Origin of the sequence: Methanobrevibacter thaueri (assembly GCF_015062905.1) — an archaeon.
GTDB lineage: Archaea > Methanobacteriota > Methanobacteria > Methanobacteriales > Methanobacteriaceae > Methanocatella > Methanocatella thaueri_A.
Genome location: NZ_SUTK01000005.1, coordinates 24,791 through 51,397, shown reverse-complemented (window position 1 = coordinate 51,397; position 26,607 = coordinate 24,791). Strand labels below are relative to the sequence as shown.

Sequence of the window (26,607 nt, the reverse complement as noted above, 5' to 3'; positions counted from 1 at the left end):
TTATCTCTTGTCGAAAATATCCTTTTTGACACGTTTCTTGTCGCTTTCGGTTTTGATGGCTACGCCGACACTGTCCTCAAGGGACTTGTCAATGTCCTTGGTTCCCAGATTTGTGACTGACTTTACCCAGTCAACGGTACCCCTTACAGAAGGCTTTTTCATAAGATTGAGATTTCTTATCTGATGAACGAGTTTGACCACATAGGAGACTGTCTCATCATCGGCATCAGGCAGTTTGGATTTGACGATTTCGATTTCCCTTTCAACAGTCGGGTATGGAATGTATAAGAAAAGGCATCTGTCCTTTGTCTCATCGAGAAGTGACCTTTGTGAGTTTGAAGTAAGAATAACGATCAGGTCATTTTCTAACTGGAATGTTCCAAGATCGTTGATTGTGATTTCCTGCTCTCCCAATGCCTGAAGCAGGAAGCTTTCTACCTCTTCATCGGCCTTGTCGATTTCATCTATCAGCAAGACTGAATCCTTATCGTTCAGGAATGCATTGAGCAGAGACCTCCTTATGAAAAATTCGTCATCAAAGATTTCATCCACATTGTTTGAATCGTTTCTTGCAGCTTCAAGGTGAAGCAGCTGCTTTTGATAATTCCATTCGCCGACAATCTGTTCAAAAGTGATTCCCTCATAACATTGAATCCTGAAAAAATCCCTGTCAAACGCCTTTGCTATAACCTTTGCAAGCTCTGTTTTTCCAACACCCGGAGGCCCTTCAATAAGCATCGGCTTACCGAGCAGGAATGACAGATAAAGGGTTGTTGATATTTCAGTGTTAGAAACATAACTTTCTTCCAAAAGCATCTTGTCGATGTCTTTAATACTAATGTTTTCAATTTGCAACTTTTAACCTTCCTAAATTTTTGTTACTAAAATAATTATAACGATAAATTTATTTATACTTTATTATAATAGTTAAAATGATTAGAATTAAGGGAGGTAAAAATATGGAATCCGGTAATGCAATAATCATTGCATTGATAATAATTATAATAGCCGTTGTTGGAGTGTTCTTCTTTATAAACTCAAATGGAATTGCCACACAGCCGGACAATCAGATGGTTGATTCTTCAAATGTCAACACCGCAAACGTCAATTCCAATCCTACAGCTCCAACTGACAGCCAGTCACAATCTTCAGTGTCCAATGCAGAGCCAACTACATCAAGTTCCAGCAATGACCAGCAAGATAATAGCAATCCTGGCCAGGACACAAGTTCACAGGATGCCAGTTCACAGGACACTAGTGACGCTAGTTCAACACCTCAGGCTGGACAGTCCGAAGGAACATACGATCCAACAGACTTTGACTAGAACTATTTTTTAAATTCATCAGGATTTTTGAACAATTCAAAATCCTGAACATAATCTTTTCCAGTAATCATCGCTATTTCTGCCTTTTGAAGTTCCGAACCCAGATAGGCAGCATGCTCCATTCTTGTTACAAGATTTTTGGTTATTATCTCTTCATAGACCTCTTTTGCCGAATGGCCAACAATTACCAAATCGGGCTTGTTTTTCTTAAAATGAGTTGCGGTAATCTTACTTGACCCCACAGTTGTTCCATAATCAACGTTTATCTTGAAACTGCCGGCCTTATCCCTTACGAATTTCATAGGCTTGATTTGCCTTGTCTCTTCAATGCCTTCGCGCTCATTCAGGATGATATCATTTCTTTTATGCTTATCCTTGAAGGCAACCAGGTTAATTCCCAAATCCTTTGGGATTGATTTTCTGTGCTTTGCAAGAAACATCATCTTGGAAGCGGTTGAAAGCTCATAAACGCTTCCCCTTGTTTTACCACTTTCTTCAGGAGTGAAAAGTATGCTCACGCCCAATTCCATACCTATTCCTGCCAGAAGCACATTGACACCACCTGAATCGGCATCCATAAGCTCAGTTACATTGCCGACACCAAAAAACATTGGTGCAGGATTGGTTTTGTGGAATTCGTGACATGCAATGATTGATTCGACAATGCTTGCACTATTGACAGGGTCCAGAATCAAATCTGCAACATAGCGAAGCCCTTCAGTGTCCTTAATCAATTGATGCATTGCCTCAACCCTTTCGGCAGGGGATTTTGGGGATTTTCCCTGTGAAAAATTGGTTGGCAGCAGCACTGCAGGAATGTCCTTTTCCTTTAGGATTTCCTGAATCTCAGAGTTGTTTCCCAAATCAAGACTCAAAACAAAGTCGATGCCGTTTTCAGCAGCCACCCTTATCTCATCGGGATTCAGCGTATCTATGCTTAATGGCCTGTCGCCGACAATCGGCCTTAAGGTTTCAATCAGCTCGGGAATCTTATCTGAGAAATCCTCACCTGCAGCCATTCCAATGTCAATCATGTCCGCACCTGAATCGACAAAGTATTGGCATTTGTTGATCAGTGCCTCCTTTGATAAAAATGGCGCATTTGCGATTTCGGACAGGACCCTCATCGGGAAGTCTTCACCGACAGGAAGGTTCTTGATTAGAATGTTATTTGGTTTTTCGAGAAGCCTTTCAATATTTTCCTTATCGTTTTCAAACTCATCGATGAACCTGAATGCCTCCTTTCGCTTTTCCTCTTCAATCAGCTTATCGGCAGGCTTGTCTTCAGACAGGTCGATGCTTCCAATCAGATTCAGCACCATTGCAAGGTCGGCACCATCGGTTGAGCCCTTGAATGTAGGTATTCCAAGCTCCTTGGTGATTTCCTTTGTTCCTTTCTTTATCAGGCCCGGAACCAGAATCATGTCAATGTCATCAAGTTGATCGCTGAAACAAGTTTTTACCTCTTTAATAATTTGTCTTGGAGTTAGAAATGCAGCAACCTGAGTATTGTCTGCAATGTGCACTATTATGTCTTCCTTTGAAGCGGAGACCACTTCCTTTATCAATGGATATGCCAACTCACCTGTAATTATTAAAACCTTCATAAAACTTCCCAACCAAATTATTTTTATAATAATATTATATTTTTAAATATATTAAATTTTAATTTTTTTTAAAAAAAGTATTATTTTTCAAAAAAGATATAGAAACTGTAAAATGAAAAAAGAAAAATTATAAAAAGAATTTCAAAAAAATAAAGAAAAAATAAAAGATTTAAACAAAAAAATTAAAACAAAATTATCCAAAAATGAAAATTTAACATAAAATTTATATATTTTGTAATTTATAATGATTATACATGATAAATATATGGAGGAGAATTAATGATTGAAATTCGTTTTCATGGCAGAGGCGGGCAAGGCTCTGTAACAGCTGCTGAAATTTTGGCAAAAGCTGCATTCAAAGACGGCAAATCTGTTCAGGCTTTCCCATTTTTCGGAGTTGAACGTAGAGGTGCTCCAGTTATGGCTTTCACAAGAATTGATGATGAGCCAATCAAAATGAGATACCAAGTATACAACCCAGACTACGTATTGGTTTTAGACGAAGGACTGTTAAATGTAGTAGATGTATTTTCCGGAATTAAGGACAACACTGAAGTAATTATTAACACTAAAACATTCGAAGGTAGTGGAGATCATGAAGTCCACAAAATCGATGCGACCGGAATTGCGCTTGACATGTTAGGACGCAACATCGTGAACACAATTATCTTAGGATACTTTGCTAAAAAGACAGGAGTTGTAAGTATCGATTCACTTCTTGAAGTTATTAAAGAAACCTTCCCTGGAAAAATTGGAGAACTTAACGCGGAAGCTACCAAAAAAGCTTACGATATGGGATAATAGGTGAGATTATGGTAAATATAGGATGTGTAATTAAAACACCAGGAAATACTAAAAACAATAAAACTGGAAGCTGGAGAACTTTCAAACCTATATTGGATAAAGAATCATGTATTGATTGTGATAACTGTATATTATTCTGTCCAGATTCCTGTATAAACAAACAACATGATATTGATTACGATTACTGTAAAGGATGTGGAATTTGCGCATACGAATGTCCTTCAGATTCAATCGAAATGATACAAGAAGAGAGTGATTAGATGGTAAAAGAAGTAATGACCTCAAATAAAGCAGTTGCAGAAGCTGTAAGATTAGCTAAACCACAAGTTATTCCTGTTTATCCGATTACTCCACAAACTACAATTTCAGAATACTTAGCTCAATATGTTGCTGACGAAAAGATTGATGCTAAATATGTCAAAGTAGAATCAGAACACAGTGCTATAAGTGCTGCGGTTGGAGCAAGCGGTGCTGGAGTAAGGGTATTTACAGCAACATCTTCACAAGGATTAATGTTAATGCACGAAATTTTATATGCAGCAGCAGGTATGAGAACACCTTTCGTATTGGCTGATGCAAACAGAGCAATTTCTGCTCCATTAAACATTTGGAATGACCAGCAAGATTCCATTGCACAAAAAGATGCAGGTTGGTTACAAATCTATGTTGAAGATGCTCAAGAAGCATTAGACACAACCTTAATGGCTTATAAAGTTTCAGAAAATCCTGATATATTATTACCTTCAATGGTATGTTTAGACGGATTTATCCTGACCCACACAGTTGAACCTGTTGAAATTCCAGATCAAGAAAGTGTAGATGAGTTCCTACCTCCATATGTTCCAGAACATGCATATCTTGATCCTAAAGACCCAATGTCCATCGGTAACTTTGCCGACCCTGAATATTACATGGAAGCAAGACACGACATGGACGTTGCAATGAACAATGCCCTTGACGTAATCCAAAAGACCTGCGATGAATTTGCAGAAATATTCGGAAGACAATATGGTCTTGTTGAAGGATATAAAACAGATGATGCTGAAATCATTTATGTCGCTATGGGATCACTCTGCAGTAGTATCAGAGTTATCGTAGACGAGTTAAGAGCAAAAGGCGAAAAAGTCGGATTGCTCAAAATCAGATCATACAGACCGTTCCCTGTTGATGCAATCAACGATGTTGTGAAAAACTGCAGCAAACTTGCAGTTGTTGACAAAAACTTCGCAATCGGAATGGGTGGAGCATTATTCGGCGACATGAAACTTAAAATTGACAAAGAGATTTATGGATTCATTACCGGTTTAGGCGGAAGGGACATTACCCCTGAAGCACTGACTGAAATTTATGAAATTACCAAAAATGGTCCTGAAAATGATGTCACATGGATTGGACTTAAGGAGGAATAAAAATGGTGGACATTCCTGATAAAAATTTATTAGCACCAGGACACAGAGGATGTGCTGGTTGTGGAGCATCCATCGCAGTTAAATTAGCTTTAAACGCATTAGGTGAAAATACTGTAGCCGTTTCCGCTACAGGTTGTCTTGAAGTTATGACCACACCTTACCCTGAAACTGCATGGGAAATTCCATTCATCCACGTAGCATTTGAAAACTCAGGTGCTGTAGCATCCGGTGTAGAAAGTGCACTCAGAATTCAAGGAAAAGATGACGTGAATGTTGTTGCTTTCGGTGGTGACGGAGGAACAGTAGATATCGGTCTGCAATCCTTATCCGGAGCTATGGAAAGAGGACACAACATGACATACATCTGTTACGATAACGAAGCATACATGAACACAGGTATCCAAAGAAGTGGAGCAACCCCATACGGTGCAAGCACTACAACTTCACCAAGCGGTGTTGCAAGTTTCGGTGAAGACAAACCTAAGAAAAATATGCCGATGATTATGGCAGCACATGGAATACCTTATGTCGCAACAGCTTCAATTGCATACCCTGAAGATTATGTCAACAAGGTCAAAAAGGCTGCAGAAACCAAAGGTCCTGCATATATCCACTTACAACAACCATGTACTACCGGTTGGGGATTCCCTTCTGAAAGAACAATCGAAATGGGTAGATTAGCTGTAGAAACTGGATCATGGATTTTATATGAAATCGTGGACGGCAAATTCGAAATCACTTACAGGCCTGAAGAAAGAAAACCGGTAAAAGAATACTTGGCTCCACAAAAAAGATTCAGACACCTGAATGACGAGCTCATTGAAAAAATCCAAAAATATGTTGATGCAGAGTGTAAAGAACTAGGCTTATAAGGTGATACAATGGAAAGTATTGTTGTAAATAGCAATTTGTGTGATGGATGTCTCAACTGTTCAAATATGTGCGCATCAATCCATAATGCTAGCAGAATAAAAATAATAGAACATGATTCTTCCTTTTATTCCATTGTATGTCAACATTGTGAAAGTGCACCATGTATAAAAATCTGTCCTACCGAGGCAATCACCGACGATGGCGTCGACACTGAGAAATGTATCGGTTGCGGATTGTGCGTAATGGTTTGTCCATTCGGTGCAATGACTTTCCAATCAAAAGTTGCCGAAAAATGTGACCTCTGTGCCGACAGAGAAGAAGGACCTGCATGTATCAAAGCATGTACCAAAAGAGCTATTACTGTTGCCGATCCTGAAAAGGTCAGAGCCAAAAACCAAGAGAAATACTTGGCCAAAATGGCAGGGCTGTATGAACCGGACAGTAGTGGAAAAGGTAGCTTTGTCCATGTGATTACAAGTCAGGCAAGAGCAAGACTTGTCTTAGACGAATAGAAAAATTATGTTTAAATCAGGAAATTGTACTGAATGTACAACCTGTGGAAGTTGTCAACAAACACCAAATGTTGACACTCCAACCTTATTTTGTATGAATTGCCAACCACCATCAGAGGCTCCATGCTTATTGGCATGCAAGGAGAATGCCATCGAGATTTTGGGCGGTGCCATAACCATCAACAGCGACAATTGTACCCGCTGCAGGGATTGCGTTGAAGTTTGTCCACTGGATGTAATCAAAATTTAAATATTCCAAAAATCAAAAATAAGATTAATTAATTTTACAAGGTTATTAATTTGATTACTAAAGATGTTATTAAGGAAACAGTCTATGAACTTTACAGGCAAGCGGTTATCGTTCTTGGTGATGATGTAAAAAAATCACTTGAAGATGCTCTTAAAATAGAAGAACATGAACTTGCAAGGTTAAATATTGAAGCTATCTTAAAGAATATTGAACTTGCAGAAGAAAAAGGAATTCCGATGTGCCAGGATACAGGTCTGCCGGTTGTTTTTGTGAAGTTAGGTAATGTGGAAGTTGAAAATCTGCGTGAAGGCATTGAAGAGGGAATTAAAAAGGCCACAACAGATGTTCCAATCAGGCCGAACATCGTAGATCCCCTCACACGCGAAAACACCAACATAAACGTTGGGGATTACATTCCTCCAATCGACATTGAACTGATTGATGAAGACTACATTGAAATAACAATATTGCCAAAGGGATTCGGTTCAGAAAACAACAATGCAATGAAGATGGCCCTTCCTGCCGAAGGTATCGAAGGCATCAAGGAATTCGTTGTCGAATCAGTTCTTAAGGCAAAAGGAAAACCATGCCCTCCAACTGTTGTGGGCGTTGGAATCGGAGGAACTTCCGATTTATGCTTAAAACTAGGTAAAAAGGCATTGCTTGGAAAAATCGGCGAAAGAAACCCTGACCCTCAGATAGCCAAACTTGAAGAGGAAATCCTGGAGGAAATCAATGCATCAGGAATAGGTCCGATGGGACTTGGCGGAAAAACAACCACTTTAGATGTAAAAATTCTAAAAGCTCATACCCATACTGCAGGTCTTCCAATCGGCGTCTGCATCCAATGTTGGGCCGACAGGCATGCCACAACAAGGATATATGACGAATAGAGTCAGTAAAAAAAAATTATCTGAAAGTCCTTGGAGTTGTCGGTCTTGGAATGTTGTCATGAAACTCGACTGCAACATCCATCATTTCAACGGAAATGTCTCCAATCCTTTTGAATGCCTTGATGAGTCTGAACAGGTAGATGAAATAGTTTGAACGTTCCTTTTCATCAAATGTGCTTTCGGCCATTTGGGTCGCAATCAGATTGATGGCCTTGGATTGCATGATATGAATTGTCTCTTCCTGTTTCATCAAATCATCCTTTAAGTCAGTATCTCCTTCGATGAATGCCTTCATGGATATTCTGATCATGGACTGTGCTGTCTTGTACATCTTTTTGAGTTTCTTCAAGACATTCTTATCGACTTCATAAACATCATTGATGACGAATTTTGCAATATGGCCGCAATAATCGCCTATACGCTCAAGGTCATATGCAATTTCATTGTATAAAATTGATTTTGAAATTTGAGAATGCTTGTTGAGACTTACGATTGTCTCTACAGATGTCCTTATTTTTTCAACCATGTTGTTTGTGGCATAATCCATTTCCAGGGCCTTATTGGCCTTATCCTCATCATATTCCAAAACCGCATCAAAGGACATTTCAAGCTGGGAGTGGACATGCTTTGCCATGTTTTCCAGCATATCATTAATCAGGGCGTTTCCGGTATTGGTTTTTGTTCTTGAATAATCTCCTACAGAGGAGACTATTTCTTCATAGTTCTTCAAATCAATCATATATGCCCTTTTGACAGTTCCGTCTTTTACAAGAGGCTGCAGGAGCTGAGTGACATACCTTCTAGAAATGCCCAGCTTTTCAGCTATCTCATCCTGAGTTGAGGGATTTTCGTATAAAATAAAATCCAATATGTCCTTTAATGTTTTATCCTTTTTGCCCATTTTATCAACTATTTCCTATAATCGTCAAGCAGGTCATTAGATTCGAACTGAATATTGCCTGAAGATTTATTTATACCGGCATCATGCTTTTCATCAACACTTTGATCTTGGGATTGGACTTCGGAGTTGGCATTAGGCCTTTTTGGTCTGTGATACCTTTTTGTGCGAATCTCTTCCATTTTTTTATCATAATCAAAATCTGTATGTTTTTTTGAATGATGAACCTTTTTAACATTATGCGCGAAATTTTCATTATCATTATGCTTAATTATCCTAAACTCTTTTTCAGAATCTTTTGCAGACATTAAAATTCTGATTATCACGAATAAAATCAAAATCAATGCAAGAACTGCTATTGGAAAATCAAAGACAATGAACACATCGTCATAAATGTCTGTAATTGCATTTCCCAAATCTACAAAACCACGGGCCAAAAATATTAGCCCGACAAATGCTATGATAACCCCGTGAGCCTTTTTGATAATATCCGGTTTTAGAACAAGAGGATACACGCTTATAATTATCATTGCAATACCTAAAATCCTATATAAATTATTATTAGCTAAATTTTGCAAGGACAAATAGGCATTGAGGAATGTAGTAGGCAAAATTCCAAATTCAGACAGCATAGCGAAAATTAACAATAACTGAATTAAAGCAATGACCGCAAGTGGAAATATATATGCAATTTCCCATTCGAAATTGGTGCTGAATTTTGCGGTTGAGACAGGTTCCTCTAAAGCTTCTGAAAGCATGTTATAAAGCATGGATGAAATAACTGAACCTATAACAGTACCTGCAACTCCTAAAACAGAAGTTAAAACAGCAACAAATGCGGAAATAAATCCCACAAGTATAATCTTTTTATAATTCACAATTTTCACCTTTAAAAAATTTTTGAAAATAAAATGTTCATAAATATTATTTAATTTAAAGTTATTATACTTTAAGTAATTTATGTAAAATATTTTTTACATCAAAATCGAAAAAGAAAAAAGGCATGATGCATAATGAAATTGTCATGAAAAAATAGCTTGAAAGCCTTAGGGGGGATTCGAACCCCCGACTTCTACCTTACCAAGGTAGCGCTCTACCACCTGAGCCACTAAGGCATAATCGAAGATAACAAAAAATTATAAAATAGTGGATGGGAAGGGATTCGAACCCTCGGAGGCCTATGCCAAAGGATCTTAAGTCCTTCCCCTTTGGCCGCTTGGGTACCCATCCATACAAATAGACAGTTATAATATTTAATTACATCATATATAAAGGTTATGGTTTTTTTGAAATTTTCAACAATTTCATACCAAACCATTATTAAAAGAGTACAGCCATAATGAGACGGAAGTCAATACTAAAATCACCATTAACCAGATAACAATGAATACTTTCTTTGGATCGGATTCCCCTTTTGTATAATATTTTTCACCGGGCATATCACTTGATACCTGGCGGTTGTTCTTGTATTTGTCGTCATTTCTAAGATAGTTATAGAACACCCTTGTAATAAAATAGAATATTACAAACATTACCAGGCCCAAAAACGGAACCAAACCGCCATTTAGAAATATGACTGATATTGTCGAGAAGAATAAAGCCAGAAACAGGAAGAACAAACCTGACAATATTATTGAAATCCACTTGTTGAAAATCATTACATACACCAATTACCTATATGCACTTCATAATATTAAAACTTTAGGAATACCTAAAAATTATCTTGACAAAAATATATAAACATTAAGATAGTTAAATTAAATTATATTTCTTTAAAAATTTTTTTGGTGGATGAATTGAAAGTAGATATGGAAGAATGCGGAGTCTGTGAAGACTGCATTGACGTATGTTTGGAAGAAGCAATTGAAAGAAGAGCATATACAATCATAATTGATGAGAGTAAATGCAATAACTGCGGCGAATGTGTCGATGTTTGCCCTGTTGGAGCATTATATGAAGATTAGGTATAAACATGAAAATCAAATTCACATTAATTGACTACATCATAATAATATTGGTGGTATGTGCAATTGCATTTGCATTTATCCATATTACCACAGATGATTCATCTGATTTGAAAAAAACTGCTTTTGACGAATCAACAGTAAATAAAATACCAGACACTTATTTAAAATATTATAAAGACGGTTTTATTGTAAAAGCCAACGTTGAAGGTTTCAATTCATCAAATGGAAATAAAACCACATTAAACGGTACTGTCGTTTGGGAAGACGACAACGGAGGAAATGGCGTCAGATTGTTAATCGATTCTAATAACGAAACATATCTGGCCGGATTATATCGCAATGTCCCAAATGCAGATATTTACATTGACCACATCAGTTTAGAGAGCAACGGAGAGAAATATAAGAATTTATGTGAAATCAAAGCGAATCCGATGGAGATAAGTTCCCTAAAGGATTTCACAAGCAAGATTCCGGCTGATGCAGATTATGAAATAACAACCGGCGTGTCCGTAGATTCCATGAATACCAAAGACGCCCAAAAAATCAGCAACCAACTCTCAAATAACGGCAAAAGAGAATCTATAAAAGCATCCAATAATGACAATGACGATTACATATTCATTAAAAAAGCAACAAAAGAAAATCTCAATGATGCTGATGCAATTTTAGGCAATATCAACGGTTTGACTGATGACATTACCATCAGAGTCTATGACTGTTCGGACAGCCAAATAAAAGAAATCAGCAAAAACTTTGATGTTACCAATATACGAAAATTTTAAGTCGTGTGGACCATGAGCGTGATTTACTCCACTTTAACTTCCGTGATAAATAAGATCAGTGACGAGTTTCACAAATCTTTTTTATTTACTTTTATTTTTACCATATTAGGTTTTATTGAAAATCAGTGGGTCAACAGCTATTTCAAAAGGTTCTATCCCAGTGAAAACTTCTTAAATTTCCTGAATAAAAATGAAATCCTGAAAAATCATATATTCAATCCATTAATCGTGCTCTTCTTATTCGCATTATTCCTGCTTTTGTCAATGAGCAAGCCTTCAGACAGCCTGGTCATCACATTGATTCTCGCATTTGCAGGATTCTTTATCGGATCTGCAATACTTCCACGACATTTCCTGAATAACAATTTAAAGAATATTGTTGAATTCGAAAGAAGGGACATTTATTCAATTGGCTTTTGCCTAATATTAATAAGCATCGTATTTTTCTTCGTAAGCATTGCTTCCGTTGGCGGAATTCCACTTTTAAAGCCGTCAATCAGATATCTGCTAAAGCCTATTCTCACTATGCCTGTATTTTTAATCATACCAGGAACCTGCCTGATTGCAAGCGCATATCTTAAGGACTTTCAGGACAAAAAAATTACACGTTCACAGGCGAGATTCAGATTTCTGTTTTTGCTATTTATTGACTGTGCATTTTTATTGCTTTTAGGTTATAGGACACCACTACTTGCAGCATTTCTCATCATAATTATCATAGGTTTCTATGGAAATATCGTTTCACTTTGGGAAGTTGTTATCGGTGCAGTTATTGGTATAGGTGCAATCATTGGAATTGGCTATTTTCGATCACTTGGGGAGATGACAATAACATCATCAACCAGTCCGCTGTACTCCCTGCAGTCAAGGGCAGACTTTACATTACATGTATTGAACCTGCTTGATTTCCTTGGAGGCAATTTCGGCCTTACCCATGGCCATATGCTGGTAAGTTCAATTCCCGGAAGCGATTTAGGACCGAGGATGATGGTTGGAAAGCTTATCGCATGGAGAACCGAAGTGACCGTCACACCAACTTTAATCGGCCAGATGGTGGTTGACTTCGGAAAGGTCGGAGTACTGATTGGGATGCTGCTTTTAGGTTTCATTCTGGGCATCGGATTCAAGATAATGCAGAAGACCAAAAACTATTTCTATATTGGGATTTACTCCCTGATTTTAACATACACAATTTTAGGTATTGAAACCGGAATTCTGGACATACAGGTTTTAATATACTTTGTAATAGCCGTTTTCATCTATTTGATTGACATCAAAAATACAAGAAATTAAGCTCATTTTATGGCATCAAGTATTACAAAAAAGCTAAAATAATACTAATTTGTATTACTTTAATAACATTTATATATAAAAATCGGCTTAAAATATTAAATGTCAAGAATAGATACTGTTTTATTAACCATTATACTTAATAAAACTCCCAATTAACTTGATATTACTCAAATGAAGTAAATATAATACTTTTTAGTAATACTTATTTTATAAATGAAAAGTAAAAAAGTATTACTTTAAAAAAATGGAGGAATAAATTTGCATATACCTGACGGATTTATACCTATTGCACAGTGTATAGTATACTATGTGATTCTGATTGTCGCATTATACTTCTCCGTGAAATGGGCAAAATCCAACTTAGATGAAAAACGTATACCTCTTTTAGCAGTTCTCGCAGCAGGTATTTTTGCAATCATGTCCATGAACATGCCAATTCCATTCGGTACTAGTGGACACATGGTTGGAGGAGCTTTAGTGGCTATCGTATTTTTAGCACCTGAAGCTGCAGTACTTGTATTTACAGTGGTACTTCTCATCCAAGCACTGATATTTGGAGACGGAGGAATTACTGCTTTAGGGGCAAATGTACTGAACATGGCAATCGTTGGAGGTTTTGTTGGATTATATACCTTCAAAGGATTAAACGGAATGATTGGAAAATACGCAGCAGCTGGAGTTGGAGCATGGTTAGCAACCGTAATCGCAGCTTTGGCCTGTGCTATCGAAATGGCAATCGCAGGAACTTTCCCAGCAAACGTAGGTATTCCATCAATGGTACTATACCACTTCTTTATTGGAATAATCGAAGCTGTATTAACTGTAATAGTTCTTGTAGCATTAGACAAATTCAGACCAGATCTACTTGCATGGAATGAAGGAGATGCATAAAATGGAAAAAAAAGACATGGCTTTAATTGGAGTTGCAATCGTAATTTGTGTCATCATATGTGTTCTTTCACCATACATCGCATCTGGTGACCCAGACGGATTGGAAAAATCTGCAGAAGATTCCGGACTTGCTGAAGACTTCTCAGTCGAGGAAATAAAAGGAATCCCAGATGCACCATTCCCTGATTATGCGTTTGCAAGCAGTCCTGACAACCAAGTATTACAGATTGTAGCACTGGTTATAGGGGTAGTTGTAACTCTTCTATTAGGATTAGGAGTTGCATACGTAGTTAAAAAGTAGAAATTAACCTTTAATTTCTATTTTTTTCTTTTTTTTAAAAGTAATTGAAATTTAATAAAATGCACATAAGCAAATAATAATATATTACGAGTTTTTAATATTATATTAGTGAATCAATATGGTAGACATAACACAGATAATGCGGTTTGACGATTTGGCTTCCCAGGATAGCCCAATACATAATCTGGAGGGAAGGATTAAACTAATCTCCACAATTTTCATCATTGTAGTCTGCGTTATCTCCCAGGAAATCTTCATACCAATAATCCTTGAAATATTTCTTTTGATAGTCCTGAAAATAGCTAAGTTGTCATATGTTGATTCATTTAAACGATTATTAATGCTGTTGCCGTTTGGTGGAGCGATCATAATTTTTCAGCCGTTCATACAGCCTGGAAACATCATCTGGAGTTATTCATGGCTGCATGTAACCGATGCAGGACTCAATTGGGCAATCCTTCTGTCAGTCCGATTAATCGTGTCCCTGACAGCAATCATAATCTATTCATCAACAACACCATTGCAGGAAATGGCAAGCTCCTTTAGAAAGCTGAAAATGCCAAGGGACCTGGCAATGATATTGTCCATCATGGTAAGATTCCTTTTCCTCTTCGTTGACGAGCTTGCGGCAATCAGGAAAAGCCAAAAGTCAAGAAACTTCAACATACACAGCAGCAACACCCCATACAAATGGAGGGTGAAACAGGTCGGATACACCATCGGAATGATGTTTTTAAAGGCATATGAACAGGGAGAAAGGGTTCATAAAAGTATGGTGAGCAGAGGATTTTCCGACGCGTCAGAAATGTTTGACGAGAAAAAATCCCCCGAAAGAAGCGATTACTTATATCTATTTACAATTATACTGATTGTCGTTGTGCTGGAAATCATAATGTTCCGGTATGCTGGGCAATTGGGTTACTTCGGTCAAAAGTTAGGAATCAATTAGGTGAGAGAAATGGAACAAATTCATTTAGAGACAAAAAATTTATCTTATACATACCACGACGGCACTCAGGCTTTAAAAAATGTCAATATCAAAATCAAAAAGGGAGAAAAGATAGCTATCATGGGGCCTAACGGTGCGGGTAAATCAACATTATTTTCTCATTTCAATGGCTTAAGCGAACCTACCTCCGGACACGTTGAGATTGAAGGTAAACAAATCATATTCGAACGTGAAGAGCTGCTTAAGGTAAGGCAAAAGGTAGGAATCGTATTTCAGGATCCGAACGACCAGCTCTTTGCTCCAACCGTCAAGGAGGATGTTGCCTTCGGACCGATGAATTTGGGCCTCGATTATGATGAGGTCGAAAGAAGAATCAAGGAAGCTCTGGAGATGGTGGGAATGGCAGGCTTTGAAGAAAAGACCCCTCACCACTTAAGCGGGGGACAGCAAAAGAGGGTGGCCATTGCCGGAATCATAGCCATGAGGCCGGACATAATGATTCTTGACGAGCCCACTGCAGGCCTTGACCCAGAAGGTGTCGACAAGGTATTGAATATCCTGAACAACCTTAACGATGAAGGAATGAGCATAGTAATCTCATCACACGACATAGAGATGGTCAATCACTTTGCAGACAAGATATTCGTCCTGTATGACGGGGAAATCATAGCTGAAGGCGACAAGCACCAAATCTTCTCCGATAAGGAACTGCTAAAAAAAGCTCATCTGAAGGCACCGGTGACAACTGAAATACTCTACAAGCTAAAGGCAAACGGACTGGATGTCGATACCGAAAAAATCAGCATTGATGAAACCGTTGAAGAAATATTGAATGCTAAAAACAGCTAATCAGTGCCCGTTTATCCTATTTCTAAGTTTATCCTTAAGTTTTGCAATGAACTCGAATTCCTCTTCAAATTCAGGGTGATTGCCGAATCCGCAGTTGGGACAGTGAACCTGATTGCAGTTGTCGTGCTTTCCGCAGCTTACGCAACCACGATTTTCCAATTTTGTCTCATCAAACTCAAAACCGCACATACGACATTTCACAATAAACACCGCATCAAAAATAGTTATATAAATGAAAAACTAAAGCTATATCACTTCAATTTTTTCCGCTTCCTCTTTTCGAAGACAGACCTCACATCCTCTGATGCTCATTTCAATTGGATCGCCAAAAGGGGCCACTTTCTTTACATGGACTTTAGTTCCCTTAACAAAACCCATACCCAACAGGTGTCTTCTTAACTCAACATCACCGGAATGATGGTATTTAACAATAGTTACTGTTTCACCCGGCTTTACGTCTTTTAAGGTTTTAACCATAATATCACTTATCCTAAAAATAATTTTTAGGTAAATAAAAATTTCTTAATTATTGTTATGTAACAAGCAATATATAAATATTTAGTTATGACTAAAAATTTTAAAAAAAGAGTATAGGGATTATCATTCATCCAAAGCCGAGCAATACTCCTACATTGAATATCATGAAAGTTACAATATAAGCAGTAACCAGTGTGATTGCTGTCATTAAAACCGGCCATTTATAACTGTTGGTTTCCTGTTTGATTACACCAAGCACTGCAATACATGGTATGTAAAGAAGTGAAAATGCCATGAATGTGAATGCTGAGAGAGGAGTGAATGTCTCATGAACCAAACTTGTTATGCCCTCTTCATCGTCTTCCTCAAGGCCGCCCAATGTTCCCAATGTACCTACAATGGCCTCTTTAGCAAGCAATCCTGCAATGATTGCAACCGCTGCCTGCCATGTTCCAAAACCGAGAGGTGCAAAAACCGGTGCAACTGCAGAACCGAACATTCCCAAAAGACTTTGCTGTGATCCGTAAGGCACACCCAATGGGAAAACGCTTAACACCCAAATGATTATTACGGCCGCCAGAATAATTGTTGCCGCCTTTTTGATAAATCCTTTCACCTTTTCCCAGGTATGAATCAGGATACCTTTTACGGAAGGCAGCTTGTATGTCGGAAGTTCCATAACAAATGGTGCGGACATTCCTTTGAACAATGTCCTTTTAAGCACTGTCGCAACTATAAGCGCCACACCAATACCCAACAGATACATCACCAACAGCATGGTTCCCGCATGGTCAGGGAAAAATGCGGCTGTGAAAATCGCATAAATCGGCAATCTTGCAGTGCATGACATGAACGGGATGAGCATCATTGCAAGTATCCTGTCGGATTCATGCTCCATAGTCCGGGTTGCCATTACAGCGGGAACCCCACAACCGAATCCCAGAATCATTGGAATGAATGCCTTTCCATGAAGTCCCACAAGCTTATGCATCACCAAATCCAAGGTAAATGCCGCTCTTGCAAGGTATCCGCAATCCTCCAGAAAACTTAAACATAAAAACATCAGGAAGATGATCGGCAGGAATGTTAAAACACCACCTACTCCACAAAACAGTCCTTTTTGAACAAATGATGCCAGATATGGGTTAGGTATTGATGCAGCGGCAATTTTTCCCCATTCGGTGAACACCGCATCAATGAATGCCTGCATAGGAGATCCGAGGGTGAAAACAATCTGGAACATCACCCACATTATTACAAGAAAAATAGGAATTGCAAGAACCCTATGGGTCAAAACACTGTCAATCTTGTCTGAAATGGACGGCTTTTCCACTTCCGGCTTATCGACAGCCTCGGCAATCAAACCGTCAATGAATGCATATCTTGCATTTGCAATGACCTCTTCAGAACTTTCTTTATAAATGTCATAAAGGTGTTTGCTCACCTTATCAACTTCAATCATGATTTTGGAGTTCAATGGAGATTGCTGGACTTTCTGAATTACAATGGAATCCTTTTCCAAGAGTTTTATTGCTGTCCAGATGGATGGAACATCCAGTAAGTCCTTATCCTGTTCAATCAGACCCTGAAGGTCTTTGAGATGTTCATTAAGCTCTGCGCCGTAAGCCAATTTCTCACTGGTGTTGATGGGATTTGCAGCCTGCTTTTCAATAGTGACCAGCAGCTCTTCAATACCCTCCTTGTTTTTTGCATTGATATCAATGATTGGAAAACCCAATAGCTCGCTCATCAAGTCGATGTTGATATAATGTTCCCTTCTTTTGGCGAAATCATTCATGTTCAGCGCCATAATCATGTTGGCGCCCAATTCCATCATCTGAACTGTCAGATAGAGGTTTCGCTCGATATTGGCCGCATCAACCACATTGACAATGACATCAGAGTCGTCATCCACAATGAAATCCCTTGAAACGATTTCTTCAATGGAATGAGCACTTAAAGCATAATTTCCCGGCAAATCAACAATTTGATACTCATAATCGCCATGATTGAAAAATCCTTCCGCCCTTTCAACGGTCTTTCCGGGCCAGTTACCAACATGCTGGTGCATACCGGTCAATTGATTAAATACGGTAGTTTTGCCCACATTGGGGTTTCCAGCCAATCCTACAATCAATTTTTTCATCAATCATTCTCCTTTTCAATACAATAATGGCATCAAATTTTGCCGTTTAAAAAAAAATTAGGTAAACTAAATTATGTTATTCATATTATTTAAATATTTAAGCATGCCAAAAAAAAATAAATTGGAATATTGAATTATGACCAGACGTCAAACATCAGATGTTCCATGCCTCGTTTTCGGGGTCGTCAACATCATCATAGATTTCCTCATTCCAGTAATTGTCTCCGATATAGTCATCGACTTCCTGGTTGAGACCCCAGTTGTGGTTGTCATAATACGTATAGGCATCAAAATCATTCGTTACAGTAATGTCCTTGGTTTTTTCAGCCCCCTTATATTTGGAATCACCCTTGAATACCACATTGACGTTGTAGTGGCCCACGTCATATTTGACCCTTATGCCGCTGCCGTATGACTTGCTGACCCATTTATAATTGCCGTTGTCATCGGTGATCGTATATTTTATCATTCCGTTGGATCTGATTTCCCTTCCGTTCTTGTCAACCAATTTGATTACGATATAACCCTTGTTCTTGATTACGCAGTCATCGGTTGAAATCTTAACCTTTACCTTCTGCTTTGCAACGACTGGACTTGCAAGCAGGATGCATACCGCAAGTATTGCCAAAATGATGATGATTTTTCTTTTCATGTTATTAACTTGTTACAAATACTATTTAAACGTTGACACTAAAATATTAATTAGTGATTTTATGATTGAATACGACGATATAATCAAGGATTCCCCATTTATTGCCAATCACTTGATTACCCTAATCAAGACTCATGATTTCTACATGAACAAGCATATAAAAAGCGGAACTGACATCCTGCCCAGCCAGTATTACATGCTGCTATTTTTATATTATGAAATGGGCACAAACCAGTCAGATATTGCAAAGGCATGCCTGATGGACAGAAGCGGGGTTTCAAGAGCATTCAAGGACTTTGAGGAAAAGGGACTCATTGTTAGGGAAATCGATAAGGAAAACAAAAGGGCATATAAAATCACATTAACCAAAAAAGGAATTGAAACAGCGGAATTTCTGATTAGAAAGGAAAAGGAATGGGATGACATGATTTGCGAAGAGTTGAATATTCCTCGCAATGAACTGCTTGAACTTCTTTCATGCATCTCACTGAAATCACTGGAATTCAACCGTGAAAAATTCTAATCATATCCCTGAGATTCCAAATAGCTGTCAATATCGTAATTGTCACCATATTCGTAATGGTCATAATAGGCGCCGGGATCGGTTCTTGACAATGTGTATCTGTCTGGAATCACCGTGTGATAATGACTTGAACCACCATCATAGCTGCTCGGATAGCTGTAGGTGGCCGTAGAGTAGGTTTGCTTAAACTCAGACCGGTTCAAATCAAGAATCGTATACATCAAGTGGGCTTCGGAGCATTCGATATCATCGCCCGCAACGATTATTCCATAGACCGCATCCTTATCGGGGAAATTGACCAAAAAGCATGTTCCGTTCATTGCCCCGACATAATCGGATATGTATTTTGCCTCTTTTTCACTTGAAAGGATAGGATAATTCTTTGGAGAATCCTTCCATACAATCATATATCCCTTATTGGCGTAAGTATCCACAAAACTGATGTTTTTTGCATTTTTCCAGCCGAGATTGAAGTTCAAGTCTGTTTTAAAATTTCCGTCAGGGATATCGTTTCTAGACACTTCAGCACAGCCATTTAAAGTTGCAACCAAAGCATTGTCTCCGCCTATATCCTCAACTATACTGTCACTGTAAACCGCTTCGGAAGGCGGAACGAAAAGATTGATTGCAGTGCCTACAAAAAATGAGATGAGCAGCAGGGCCACAAACAATCCTATTAAGATCACTCCAACTTTTTTGACATTTGCCATAATATTATATTAACACATTAATAACATTTATATTTAATGGAAACAATATTACCAAATCACCTAAATATTCAAAAACAAAGTAAATATTCCTTATTGGCTTAAACAAGCTTTAAATTATAGTTTGTTCAATTAATAGCTATGATAGAATTAGTTATAGCATGTTTTATAGGAATAGCAATAGGAACAACGACAGGCATGATACCCGGCATACACGTCAATACCGCAGGAGCGATAATCTTTGCATCCTCAACATTCCTTTTGACGATAGTGTCGCCGGAATTCCTATGTGTGCTCATGGTTTCGATGTCGATTGCCCATGCGCTTATCGAATTTGTGCCTTCGATGCTTTTGGGAGTGCCTCAGGAGGGAACGGCAACATCAATACTTCCGGGACACCGGATGGTGCTTCAGGGCAGGTCAAAAGAGGTTATAAGAGTCGTCTCCGTCGGAGGATTCGGGGCAATTATCGTGACAATCCTGATGCTTCCAGCCTTTGCAATAGCCCTGCCGATTCTGCACGACGTATCAAAGCCATTTACATGGATAATACTTCTTGCCGCATCAATCTATCTGACACACAGCATGACCGGAAACTTCAGGGACTTTCTGTGGGCCCTTCTTCTCTTTGTGCTTTCGGGAATCCTCGGATGGATAATTTTCCAAACCCCAATATCATCCGGAATCACGCTGATGTGCACATTTTCGGGACTTTTCGGAATAAGCACAATACTGTTCAGCCTGAACGACTCCTCCACAATACCGCATCAGAATCCCTTCTACGAGCTCAACATTGATTACAACAAGTTCAAAAGCATATTTGCAGGAGGAATCACAGGCGCAATCCTCGGCTTTCTGCCGGGCTTCGGACCTGCACAGGGAACGGTGATAGCACAGGCTGTGAGCGGAACAAACGACAATGACGATGAAGATACTGTGAATTTCCTTCTTGCAACATCCGGACTGAACATTTCAGACTGCCTGTTCTCGCTGATTGCAATCTACATTATAGGAAACCCGAGAAGCGGAATAGCGGTCTACATGTCATACCTGATTTTTGAAATGGGGCTGAACCATCTGGCAATCTTCATTTTCGCATCATTGATTGCCGTGTCCGTCTCATTGATGCTGTCATTGAAACTGGGGGACTCATTTTCAAGGCTGATGGGCGGTGTTGATTATAGGAAACTCTCGATTGGAGTGATTATTCTCCAGATTGTGATACTGTACCTTTTCATCATCTACTATAAGGCACCGGTCTTATACATGAGCCTGGCTTTGGTTACCTCAACTGCGATGGGAATGCTTCCCCACTACATTGGAATCGGCAAATCCCACCTGATGGGCGTTCTGATTATTCCTGCAATTGTTATCTACATGCAAATGTTTATTTAGGTGATTTGATGAAAAGAATATTATTAAAGAAATTTGAAGAATATGAAAATATGAAAAAGAAAGATATTGAAATGGATATTGGTGATTTTAGTCCAACTGTTGCTTTGCCAATGATTAACAATGAGAAAATTAATTTTAAAAAAATAGATTCAATTAGAAAAGTTAATGTGAATACTGATAATTCGGAAGAAATATCAAATGAAATCTTAGAAGAATTAAACATTAACCAAAACAATATCACCACCCTAAAATTTGTTTTTCATGAATTAATCGCAAATATTTATGACCATTCAAAATTTGAAAATGCATATGTCATGGGTAAAAATGACGGCAAGTTCTATGAATTTGGATTTTTAGATGATGGAATAACCATACCTGCTTCTTTAAAAAAGCTTCAATGTCCAATAAAAGATGATTGTGATGCAATTATGCAAGCAATTAATGGGTTATCCAGTAAAAATGAATTAGGATACATTGAAAGAGGAACTGGATTAAACAACACCATAAATATTGTTATATCCGGTAGCAATGGGGAAGTATTAATTGTTTCAGGATGTGCATTAATACATATAACTAAAGACCGCATCACTGCCAGAAAAATCCCTCATGATTGCGTTAAGGGAACATTAGTTAGTTTAAGAATGAATTTGGACTCAAAAATTGATATATATAAATATTTAAAACAAGTAAAATATGAACAGATAACATGAGCGAAATTGAAGTTTTTCTAAAAAAAGAAATCGGCACAGATTTAGGATCAAGACAAAAAATCGAAAAACTGTTCAAAAACATTGATAAAACTGTTTCAAAGGTAATTATGAATTTTGAGGGCGTTGAATTCATGGGCCGTAGCTTTGCCCAGGAATATCTTAATAGAAAGCATATTGCTCCTTTCGAAGTTATAGAAAAAAATATGCCTGAAGATATTGAAAAAATGTTTAAAATTATCCTAGAATTAAATAATAAACTGTAACTAGATAACAATCACATTTTCAGCCATCTTTTCGGCCTTTTTAACTATTTCTTCAACATCCACACCAGGGAATGCATCGATGACGCATAAATCCACATCACCAAATTCCAAATCCTCGAATGCCCCATTATATATTTCATAGCCATCGGAAATGCCGTTTATTTCCAGATTGTTCTTTAAAGCATCAATCATTTCAGGATTGATGTCGTTGAACATCACCTTTTCAAATCCGTATTTGAGCAGATAGATTCCAAGCGCCCCAAGACCGCACATGCCGTCAATTGCAGTTCCTGTTTTGACATCGTTGTTTTTCAGATAGTTGTGCAGCCTGAGCAGCTTCTCTTCGGTGGTCATTGCAACTTCGATGTGGTGTCTTGACTGACTTTTGACCAGAACCACCTTTTCCTGCAGCAGGGTCCTCATGACATTTATCTGGGTGTCGTCGCCTTCAAGAATTTCAAAGTGGCTGATTTGTGAATTCCTGTCCAGTTGGCCCACTGTATTCTGAGGACTTCCTTTAAGGACACATTTGACTTCGGGAACCTCATTGATCAATCTTGATGCAACATCTGCTGTAAAATCAGGATGCAGCAATATGAGTGTCTTTTCTCCAATAAACTGAGGGTTCAGGCTGCTGTAGTAAAATCCGGATAGAGGAACAGGAGAGTTTCTCCTGAGAGTCGCCTTTTCGGGAACGATGGCCTCTTCAATCATTATTTTAAGGATATGGCTCATCACAATATCAAGCGGCCTTTTTCCGCATTCGCATCTCATATATTCCCCGTCCAGGGTTTCAAAATCTATCAGGTCCCTCAATGGGGTAAATTTCTTTATTTGGACATCCTTGCATTTCTCACATTCTTCAAGCGATTTGATTTTTTCATCGATTTCAATGATAAAGACCACCTCAAAATGCCTTAATGTTTAAATATTGTTCTATATCACTAATAATGCTTTCAAAAGTAATAAAAACTTTATAAATTAGTAATACTAATTAGTAACTATAACTGAAAATCGCCATTGGTGAAAATATGAACAAAGATATAATACCACAATATGACGTAACAAAGCAAGAATACTCTCCCGAAGAGAGAATCCTTTTGGGAGAAATGCGCGAGAATCTGGTTGACCTGGCAATATCCGCCGGCGACAATTTCCAGGTGAGTGAAGAGAAGCTGCTAAATGATATCCGGAGCTTTCTGTTCTTAAGGCTGAACGGAACAACACAGGACAATGACATCCCAAATGAATATCTGGACGGCCTGTCACGAAAGTTCCTGAGGGACATCATCGGATACGGTGCAATAGACCCGCTGATTCAGGATGACGAGCTTGAGGAAATAATGATAATCGGAACCGGAAAGCCCATATTCGTCTATCACCGTGAATACGGAATGATGAAGACGAATCTTCAGTTTGATGATGAAGGAGAACTCAGGGACCTCATCGATTCGATTGCAAGGCAAATCAACAGAAGAATCGACCAGGAATCCCCAATCCTTGACGGAAGGCTAATTGACGGCTCCAGGATAAACGCCACAATACCTCCGGTTTCGGCTGACGGGCCTTCACTTACAATAAGAAAGTTCAGACGGGACCCCCTGACCATCATCGACCTGATAAATTCAAGGACAATTTCACTGGACCTTGCAGGGTTTCTGTGGCTGTGCATCGACGGTCTCGGCGTCAAATCGGCAAATGCAATAATTTCAGGCGGAACAAGCTCCGGAAAGACAACTACACTCAACGCCCTTTCGGCATTCATCAATCCCAATGAGAGGATAATCACGATTGAAGACACGCTGGAGCTTCAGATTCCCCATGAGCATGTCATCCGCATGGAAACAAGGCCAGCCAATGTCGAGGGCAAAGGAGAGCTCACCATGAACGACCTTGTCAAGAATTCCCTGAGGCAGCGTCCGGACAGAATCATTGTCGGAGAGGTGAGGGCCGACGAGGCAATCACCCTTTTCACCGCCCTGAACACCGGACATTCAGGCTTTGGAACATTGCACTCAAATGATGCAAGGGAAACAATAACAAGACTTACCAACGAACCGATGTCCGTTCCGGAAATCATGATACAGGCAATCGATTTCATAATAATGCAGAACAGGATTTACACCCCATCGGGGGTTTCATTTAGACGAATCAGCGAGGTTGCAGAAGTTGTCGGCATGGAGGAGGGCACCGTCCAGCTGAACAAGATATTCCAGTGGAATCCTGAAAGGGACAGCATCGACAACATCAGCATAACAAGCAATACCCTGCAGCAGATTGCCAGCTTAAGCGGAAAATCCATGGTTGAGCTTAAACATGAGATTGAAAACAGAAAGCTGGTCCTGAAGCATATGATCAGTCAGAACATCCGTTCCGTTGAAGGGGTCAACAGCGTTATCGAGCTGTACTATAAAAATCCCCAGAAGGTCCTGAACAGAATCATCCTGAACAGGTGATAATGATGCTCAACAGCTTTTTCATATTCATTGGAGGAGGAGTGCTGTCTGTCGTAAACTTTTTCGCCAGCCTGTCATTAAAAAGAGAAAATGACGGTCAGGACAAACGAATTGACCCGTCAATACTTGAAAAGTTAAACTTTGACATCAGCACAAAACAAGGGAAGTATGATACACGATTCGACAGGCTGAGGGACGAATTGCTTGAAGTCCTATTGAAAAGGCATGTCATCGGATTGCTGCTTACCGGATTTGCGGCAGTTTCATTCATTGCCGGGGCGGAGCCGGGAGGAATGTATCTGATTATAGTGATTATGGCCTACATCTTTCTGCTGAAGTATCCGCATATGAAAGAGCAGCGGGGATATTCCGACCTGAATCAGGAGCTTCCCTATGCGCTGAGGCACATGAGCATTGAGCTTAAGGCTGGAAGGGGACTTCATGATGCCTTGATAACCATTAGAAATGCAAATTACGGATCACTTTCCAGAGAGTTCAACAGGGTTCTGGAAGAAATAAAATTCGGAAGGCCGACAGAGGATTCGCTGCTTGAGATGTCCCGCAGGGTTAAGTCCGAAGGTCTCACACGGGCGATTCATCAGATTGTTGGAACCCTTAGGGTCGGAGGCAATCTGGCCGGCAGCCTGGAGATTATTGCAAAGGACATATCATTTGACATGCAGATAAAGTTAAAGGAGTTCTCGCAGAAACTGAACTCATTCATATTGATCTATACGTTCATAGCGATTTTGGCACCGGTAATAAGCCTGATCATGCTGATGGCCGGATCGACAGTGATGGGAGACGTGATATCATCAGAACTGTTATTTGTGATTTATGTGATATTCTTCCCGTTGGTTGTGATGTTTATGGGACTGTTCATCAAAAAACTAGAGCCTAAAATTTGAATAGGGTTAGAATATTGATTCAAACCCTTTTGATGCAAGCAATCCTGCAAAGTCTCCTTGGTCATCCATTACGATGTTTCCTTTTGAGTATTGGTCAAGTGCAGCATTTATCATTGCGGATTTTACACCAGGATTGCCGGAAGCGGCATTTGCAACAGCTTTAACAACCTTTATTACCGCATCACCTCTGGATACTCCGCTGCCGTCATCTTCACGGATTATGTCGATACCGCTTGCATTTGTAATTTTTCCGTCGATTTCCAATGGTCCTGCTGCGGAAAGTATTGCATCCAGTGCCTGGCTGTTAATTGCCACCACAGAATCGATTTTGGTGTTTGTGCGGTATTCAACTATTTCCTTTGCAAACTGCAGACCCTTCTGATTGTCTGCATCCCAAAATGCATCGTGAAGCAGCAGTGCTGATCCTGCACCTTGAGCCTGCGCTTCCTGCGGTTCGGAAGCTGTCGGATGTGTCATGTCTCCAGGATAGAAAGGAGTGTAATTTTTAAGAGTACCATCTTGTAAATTAACGATGAATGCCATGTCACAAGCGCCCATTCCAGGCCTGCTTTCGCTTTCATCAATTGCACATACCAGTATGTTCTTATTTCCATGAGTAAGTTCACTGTCATGTCCAATGAATAGTGCTCCTGCGATAATTGCCATCAATCCTATTAGAATAACGACAAGTATCAAGATAATAAGTCTTCTTGTTCTATCCATGATAATTACCTACTTTATTCGATTAATTTCAAGCATATAATAAT

At 39.0% G+C, this 26,607-nt stretch carries 33 protein-coding genes and 2 tRNA genes; 21 read left to right on the top strand and 14 right to left on the bottom strand.

Annotation, left to right across the window (positions count from 1 at the left end; translation table 11 throughout):
• Positions 1-855: a MoxR family ATPase gene (locus tag E7Z79_RS02125; protein ID WP_303738329.1), complete on the bottom strand. Its 855-nt coding sequence runs from the start codon at positions 853-855 to the stop codon at positions 1-3.
• A 77-nt stretch (positions 856-932) separates the two neighbouring features.
• Here E7Z79_RS02125 and E7Z79_RS02120 point away from each other — a divergent pair, with 77 nt between their 5' ends.
• Positions 933-1,325 carry a hypothetical protein gene (locus E7Z79_RS02120; RefSeq protein WP_303738328.1) on the top strand — a complete coding sequence of 131 codons (393 nt, stop codon included), beginning with the start codon at positions 933-935 and terminating at the stop codon, positions 1,323-1,325.
• Between the two features lie 2 nt (positions 1,326-1,327).
• Here E7Z79_RS02120 and E7Z79_RS02115 read toward each other — a convergent pair whose 3' ends face one another.
• Complete coding sequence (locus tag E7Z79_RS02115; protein WP_303738327.1) at positions 1,328-2,932, bottom strand: dihydropteroate synthase-like protein; 1,605 nt, start codon at positions 2,930-2,932, stop codon at positions 1,328-1,330.
• Between the two features lie 279 nt (positions 2,933-3,211).
• Here E7Z79_RS02115 and E7Z79_RS02110 point away from each other — a divergent pair, with 279 nt between their 5' ends.
• Genes E7Z79_RS02110 through E7Z79_RS02080 form a run of 7 tightly spaced genes read left to right on the top strand, consistent with a single transcriptional unit; the run spans position 3,212 to position 7,673 of the window.
• Positions 3,212-3,733 (top strand): pyruvate ferredoxin oxidoreductase subunit gamma, encoded by a 522-nt coding sequence (locus tag E7Z79_RS02110; protein ID WP_292602900.1) that lies wholly within the window; start codon positions 3,212-3,214, stop codon positions 3,731-3,733.
• Between the two features lie 11 nt (positions 3,734-3,744).
• Positions 3,745-3,996 carry a pyruvate synthase subunit PorD gene (gene porD, locus E7Z79_RS02105; RefSeq protein WP_292602902.1) on the top strand — a complete coding sequence of 84 codons (252 nt, stop codon included), beginning with the start codon at positions 3,745-3,747 and terminating at the stop codon, positions 3,994-3,996.
• Entirely contained in the window at positions 3,997-5,145 is a 1,149-nt protein-coding gene (porA, locus tag E7Z79_RS02100; protein WP_303738326.1) for a pyruvate synthase subunit PorA, read from the top strand. It abuts the gene before it with no gap.
• A gap of 5 nt (positions 5,146-5,150) precedes the next feature.
• Entirely contained in the window at positions 5,151-6,017 is an 867-nt protein-coding gene (porB, locus tag E7Z79_RS02095) for a pyruvate synthase subunit PorB (RefSeq protein WP_303738340.1), read from the top strand.
• A 9-nt stretch (positions 6,018-6,026) separates the two neighbouring features.
• A complete protein-coding gene (locus E7Z79_RS02090) occupies positions 6,027-6,530 on the top strand; it encodes a 4Fe-4S dicluster domain-containing protein (protein WP_303738325.1) in 504 nt (167 codons plus the stop codon).
• A gap of 7 nt (positions 6,531-6,537) precedes the next feature.
• A complete protein-coding gene (locus E7Z79_RS02085; RefSeq protein ID WP_303738324.1) occupies positions 6,538-6,780 on the top strand; it encodes a 4Fe-4S dicluster domain-containing protein in 243 nt (80 codons plus the stop codon).
• Between the two features lie 50 nt (positions 6,781-6,830).
• Positions 6,831-7,673 (top strand): fumarate hydratase, encoded by an 843-nt coding sequence (locus tag E7Z79_RS02080; protein ID WP_303738323.1) that lies wholly within the window; start codon positions 6,831-6,833, stop codon positions 7,671-7,673.
• A gap of 16 nt (positions 7,674-7,689) precedes the next feature.
• Here the strand turns inward: E7Z79_RS02080 and E7Z79_RS02075 are convergent, their stop codons facing one another.
• The 5 genes from E7Z79_RS02075 to E7Z79_RS02055 all read right to left on the bottom strand — a co-directional run bounded on the left by E7Z79_RS02075 (position 7,690) and on the right by E7Z79_RS02055 (position 10,229).
• Positions 7,690-8,574, bottom strand: coding sequence for a PhoU domain-containing protein (locus E7Z79_RS02075; protein ID WP_303738322.1), 885 nt, complete (start codon positions 8,572-8,574; stop codon positions 7,690-7,692).
• Positions 8,575-8,582: 8 nt separating this feature from the next.
• Positions 8,583-9,449 (bottom strand): hypothetical protein, encoded by an 867-nt coding sequence (locus tag E7Z79_RS02070; RefSeq protein WP_303738321.1) that lies wholly within the window; start codon positions 9,447-9,449, stop codon positions 8,583-8,585.
• A gap of 164 nt (positions 9,450-9,613) precedes the next feature.
• Positions 9,614-9,686 (bottom strand) — tRNA-Thr (locus E7Z79_RS02065).
• 32 nt (positions 9,687-9,718) lie between these two features.
• Positions 9,719-9,801, bottom strand: a tRNA-Leu gene (locus tag E7Z79_RS02060).
• A 74-nt stretch (positions 9,802-9,875) separates the two neighbouring features.
• Positions 9,876-10,229: a hypothetical protein gene (locus E7Z79_RS02055; RefSeq protein WP_303738320.1), complete on the bottom strand. Its 354-nt coding sequence runs from the start codon at positions 10,227-10,229 to the stop codon at positions 9,876-9,878.
• 138 nt (positions 10,230-10,367) lie between these two features.
• Between E7Z79_RS02055 and E7Z79_RS02050 the strand changes: the two genes are divergently transcribed.
• From E7Z79_RS02050 to E7Z79_RS02020, 7 genes are all read left to right on the top strand, one after another.
• Entirely contained in the window at positions 10,368-10,535 is a 168-nt protein-coding gene (locus tag E7Z79_RS02050) for a 4Fe-4S binding protein (RefSeq protein ID WP_366208977.1), read from the top strand.
• Between the two features lie 8 nt (positions 10,536-10,543).
• Entirely contained in the window at positions 10,544-11,320 is a 777-nt protein-coding gene (locus E7Z79_RS02045) for an adhesin (protein ID WP_303738319.1), read from the top strand.
• A 12-nt stretch (positions 11,321-11,332) separates the two neighbouring features.
• A complete protein-coding gene (locus tag E7Z79_RS02040; RefSeq protein ID WP_303738318.1) occupies positions 11,333-12,613 on the top strand; it encodes an oligosaccharide repeat unit polymerase family protein in 1,281 nt (426 codons plus the stop codon).
• Between the two features lie 258 nt (positions 12,614-12,871).
• A complete protein-coding gene (gene cbiM, locus E7Z79_RS02035; RefSeq protein ID WP_303738317.1) occupies positions 12,872-13,504 on the top strand; it encodes a cobalt transporter CbiM in 633 nt (210 codons plus the stop codon).
• Positions 13,497-13,805, top strand: coding sequence for a PDGLE domain-containing protein (locus tag E7Z79_RS02030; RefSeq protein ID WP_303738316.1), 309 nt, complete (start codon positions 13,497-13,499; stop codon positions 13,803-13,805). The genes cbiM and E7Z79_RS02030 overlap by 8 nt, the downstream gene beginning before the upstream one ends.
• A 118-nt stretch (positions 13,806-13,923) precedes the next feature.
• Complete coding sequence (gene cbiQ, locus E7Z79_RS02025; RefSeq protein WP_303738315.1) at positions 13,924-14,754, top strand: cobalt ECF transporter T component CbiQ; 831 nt, start codon at positions 13,924-13,926, stop codon at positions 14,752-14,754.
• 9 nt (positions 14,755-14,763) lie between these two features.
• Positions 14,764-15,603 (top strand): ATP-binding cassette domain-containing protein, encoded by an 840-nt coding sequence (locus tag E7Z79_RS02020; RefSeq protein ID WP_303738314.1) that lies wholly within the window; start codon positions 14,764-14,766, stop codon positions 15,601-15,603.
• Here E7Z79_RS02020 and E7Z79_RS02015 read toward each other — a convergent pair whose 3' ends face one another.
• From E7Z79_RS02015 to E7Z79_RS02000, 4 genes are all read right to left on the bottom strand, one after another.
• Complete coding sequence (locus E7Z79_RS02015; protein ID WP_303738313.1) at positions 15,604-15,804, bottom strand: hypothetical protein; 201 nt, start codon at positions 15,802-15,804, stop codon at positions 15,604-15,606.
• A gap of 45 nt (positions 15,805-15,849) precedes the next feature.
• On the bottom strand, positions 15,850-16,080 hold the full coding sequence (locus E7Z79_RS02010; RefSeq protein WP_303738312.1) for a FeoA family protein: 231 nt from the start codon (positions 16,078-16,080) through the stop codon (positions 15,850-15,852).
• A gap of 127 nt (positions 16,081-16,207) precedes the next feature.
• A complete protein-coding gene (gene feoB / locus E7Z79_RS02005; RefSeq protein ID WP_303738311.1) occupies positions 16,208-18,226 on the bottom strand; it encodes a ferrous iron transport protein B in 2,019 nt (672 codons plus the stop codon).
• 154 nt (positions 18,227-18,380) lie between these two features.
• Positions 18,381-18,878, bottom strand: coding sequence for a hypothetical protein (locus E7Z79_RS02000; RefSeq protein WP_303738310.1), 498 nt, complete (start codon positions 18,876-18,878; stop codon positions 18,381-18,383).
• 61 nt (positions 18,879-18,939) lie between these two features.
• Between E7Z79_RS02000 and E7Z79_RS01995 the strand changes: the two genes are divergently transcribed.
• A complete protein-coding gene (locus E7Z79_RS01995; protein ID WP_303738309.1) occupies positions 18,940-19,401 on the top strand; it encodes a MarR family transcriptional regulator in 462 nt (153 codons plus the stop codon).
• Here the strand turns inward: E7Z79_RS01995 and E7Z79_RS01990 are convergent.
• Complete coding sequence (locus E7Z79_RS01990) at positions 19,398-20,111, bottom strand: hypothetical protein (RefSeq protein WP_303738308.1); 714 nt, start codon at positions 20,109-20,111, stop codon at positions 19,398-19,400. The two genes, E7Z79_RS01995 and E7Z79_RS01990, sit on opposite strands and share 4 nt — an antisense overlap.
• A 138-nt stretch (positions 20,112-20,249) precedes the next feature.
• Between E7Z79_RS01990 and E7Z79_RS01985 the strand changes: the two genes are divergently transcribed.
• The 3 genes from E7Z79_RS01985 to E7Z79_RS01975 are packed head-to-tail and all read left to right on the top strand — an operon-like array spanning position 20,250 to position 22,476.
• Positions 20,250-21,503, top strand: a complete 1,254-nt coding sequence (locus E7Z79_RS01985; protein WP_303738307.1) for a tripartite tricarboxylate transporter permease — start codon at positions 20,250-20,252, stop codon at positions 21,501-21,503.
• Positions 21,504-21,511: 8 nt separating this feature from the next.
• Positions 21,512-22,213 carry a hypothetical protein gene (locus E7Z79_RS01980; protein ID WP_303738306.1) on the top strand — a complete coding sequence of 234 codons (702 nt, stop codon included), beginning with the start codon at positions 21,512-21,514 and terminating at the stop codon, positions 22,211-22,213.
• Entirely contained in the window at positions 22,210-22,476 is a 267-nt protein-coding gene (locus tag E7Z79_RS01975; RefSeq protein ID WP_303738305.1) for a hypothetical protein, read from the top strand. Before E7Z79_RS01980 ends, E7Z79_RS01975 begins: the two co-directional genes overlap by 4 nt.
• On the opposite strand, the gene E7Z79_RS01970 is transcribed toward E7Z79_RS01975, so the two are convergent.
• Positions 22,477-23,382, bottom strand: a complete 906-nt coding sequence (locus tag E7Z79_RS01970) for a 50S ribosomal protein L11 methyltransferase (RefSeq protein ID WP_303738304.1) — start codon at positions 23,380-23,382, stop codon at positions 22,477-22,479. It lies immediately after the preceding gene.
• A 125-nt stretch (positions 23,383-23,507) separates the two neighbouring features.
• On the opposite strand from E7Z79_RS01970, the gene E7Z79_RS01965 reads away from it, so the two are divergent.
• Together E7Z79_RS01965 and E7Z79_RS01960 are read left to right on the top strand one after the other, a co-directional pair.
• Entirely contained in the window at positions 23,508-24,932 is a 1,425-nt protein-coding gene (locus E7Z79_RS01965; RefSeq protein WP_303738303.1) for a CpaF family protein, read from the top strand.
• Between the two features lie 5 nt (positions 24,933-24,937).
• Positions 24,938-25,840, top strand: coding sequence for a type II secretion system F family protein (locus E7Z79_RS01960; protein WP_303738302.1), 903 nt, complete (start codon positions 24,938-24,940; stop codon positions 25,838-25,840).
• 6 nt (positions 25,841-25,846) lie between these two features.
• Here the strand turns inward: E7Z79_RS01960 and E7Z79_RS01955 are convergent, their stop codons facing one another.
• Positions 25,847-26,563, bottom strand: a complete 717-nt coding sequence (locus E7Z79_RS01955; RefSeq protein ID WP_303738301.1) for a DUF4012 domain-containing protein — start codon at positions 26,561-26,563, stop codon at positions 25,847-25,849.
• Positions 26,564-26,607: the final 44 nt, after the last annotated feature.

Excerpts from the sequence above, each read along its gene's own strand:
- E7Z79_RS02120 (WP_303738328.1), top strand. The coding sequence starts at position 933 with ATGATTAGAATTAAGGGAGGTAAAAATATGGAATCCGGTAATGCAATA.
- E7Z79_RS02115 (WP_303738327.1), bottom strand. The coding sequence starts at position 2,932 with ATGAAGGTTTTAATAATTACAGGTGAGTTGGCATATCCATTGATAAAG.
- E7Z79_RS02110 (WP_292602900.1), top strand. The coding sequence starts at position 3,212 with ATGATTGAAATTCGTTTTCATGGCAGAGGCGGGCAAGGCTCTGTAACA.
- porD (WP_292602902.1), top strand. The coding sequence starts at position 3,745 with ATGGTAAATATAGGATGTGTAATTAAAACACCAGGAAATACTAAAAAC.
- porA (WP_303738326.1), top strand. The coding sequence starts at position 3,997 with ATGGTAAAAGAAGTAATGACCTCAAATAAAGCAGTTGCAGAAGCTGTA.
- E7Z79_RS02090 (WP_303738325.1), top strand. The coding sequence starts at position 6,027 with ATGGAAAGTATTGTTGTAAATAGCAATTTGTGTGATGGATGTCTCAAC.
- E7Z79_RS02085 (WP_303738324.1), top strand. The coding sequence starts at position 6,538 with ATGTTTAAATCAGGAAATTGTACTGAATGTACAACCTGTGGAAGTTGT.
- E7Z79_RS02075 (WP_303738322.1), bottom strand. The coding sequence starts at position 8,574 with ATGGGCAAAAAGGATAAAACATTAAAGGACATATTGGATTTTATTTTA.
- E7Z79_RS02055 (WP_303738320.1), bottom strand. The coding sequence starts at position 10,229 with ATGATTTTCAACAAGTGGATTTCAATAATATTGTCAGGTTTGTTCTTC.
- E7Z79_RS02045 (WP_303738319.1), top strand. The coding sequence starts at position 10,544 with ATGAAAATCAAATTCACATTAATTGACTACATCATAATAATATTGGTG.
- E7Z79_RS02040 (WP_303738318.1), top strand. The coding sequence starts at position 11,333 with ATGAGCGTGATTTACTCCACTTTAACTTCCGTGATAAATAAGATCAGT.
- E7Z79_RS02030 (WP_303738316.1), top strand. The coding sequence starts at position 13,497 with ATGCATAAAATGGAAAAAAAAGACATGGCTTTAATTGGAGTTGCAATC.
- cbiQ (WP_303738315.1), top strand. The coding sequence starts at position 13,924 with ATGGTAGACATAACACAGATAATGCGGTTTGACGATTTGGCTTCCCAG.
- E7Z79_RS02020 (WP_303738314.1), top strand. The coding sequence starts at position 14,764 with ATGGAACAAATTCATTTAGAGACAAAAAATTTATCTTATACATACCAC.
- E7Z79_RS02010 (WP_303738312.1), bottom strand. The coding sequence starts at position 16,080 with ATGGTTAAAACCTTAAAAGACGTAAAGCCGGGTGAAACAGTAACTATT.
- feoB (WP_303738311.1), bottom strand. The coding sequence starts at position 18,226 with ATGAAAAAATTGATTGTAGGATTGGCTGGAAACCCCAATGTGGGCAAA.
- E7Z79_RS02000 (WP_303738310.1), bottom strand. The coding sequence starts at position 18,878 with ATGAAAAGAAAAATCATCATCATTTTGGCAATACTTGCGGTATGCATC.
- E7Z79_RS01995 (WP_303738309.1), top strand. The coding sequence starts at position 18,940 with ATGATTGAATACGACGATATAATCAAGGATTCCCCATTTATTGCCAAT.
- E7Z79_RS01990 (WP_303738308.1), bottom strand. The coding sequence starts at position 20,111 with ATGGCAAATGTCAAAAAAGTTGGAGTGATCTTAATAGGATTGTTTGTG.
- E7Z79_RS01985 (WP_303738307.1), top strand. The coding sequence starts at position 20,250 with ATGATAGAATTAGTTATAGCATGTTTTATAGGAATAGCAATAGGAACA.
- E7Z79_RS01980 (WP_303738306.1), top strand. The coding sequence starts at position 21,512 with ATGAAAAGAATATTATTAAAGAAATTTGAAGAATATGAAAATATGAAA.
- E7Z79_RS01975 (WP_303738305.1), top strand. The coding sequence starts at position 22,210 with ATGAGCGAAATTGAAGTTTTTCTAAAAAAAGAAATCGGCACAGATTTA.
- E7Z79_RS01965 (WP_303738303.1), top strand. The coding sequence starts at position 23,508 with ATGAACAAAGATATAATACCACAATATGACGTAACAAAGCAAGAATAC.
- E7Z79_RS01960 (WP_303738302.1), top strand. The coding sequence starts at position 24,938 with ATGCTCAACAGCTTTTTCATATTCATTGGAGGAGGAGTGCTGTCTGTC.
- E7Z79_RS01955 (WP_303738301.1), bottom strand. The coding sequence starts at position 26,563 with ATGGATAGAACAAGAAGACTTATTATCTTGATACTTGTCGTTATTCTA.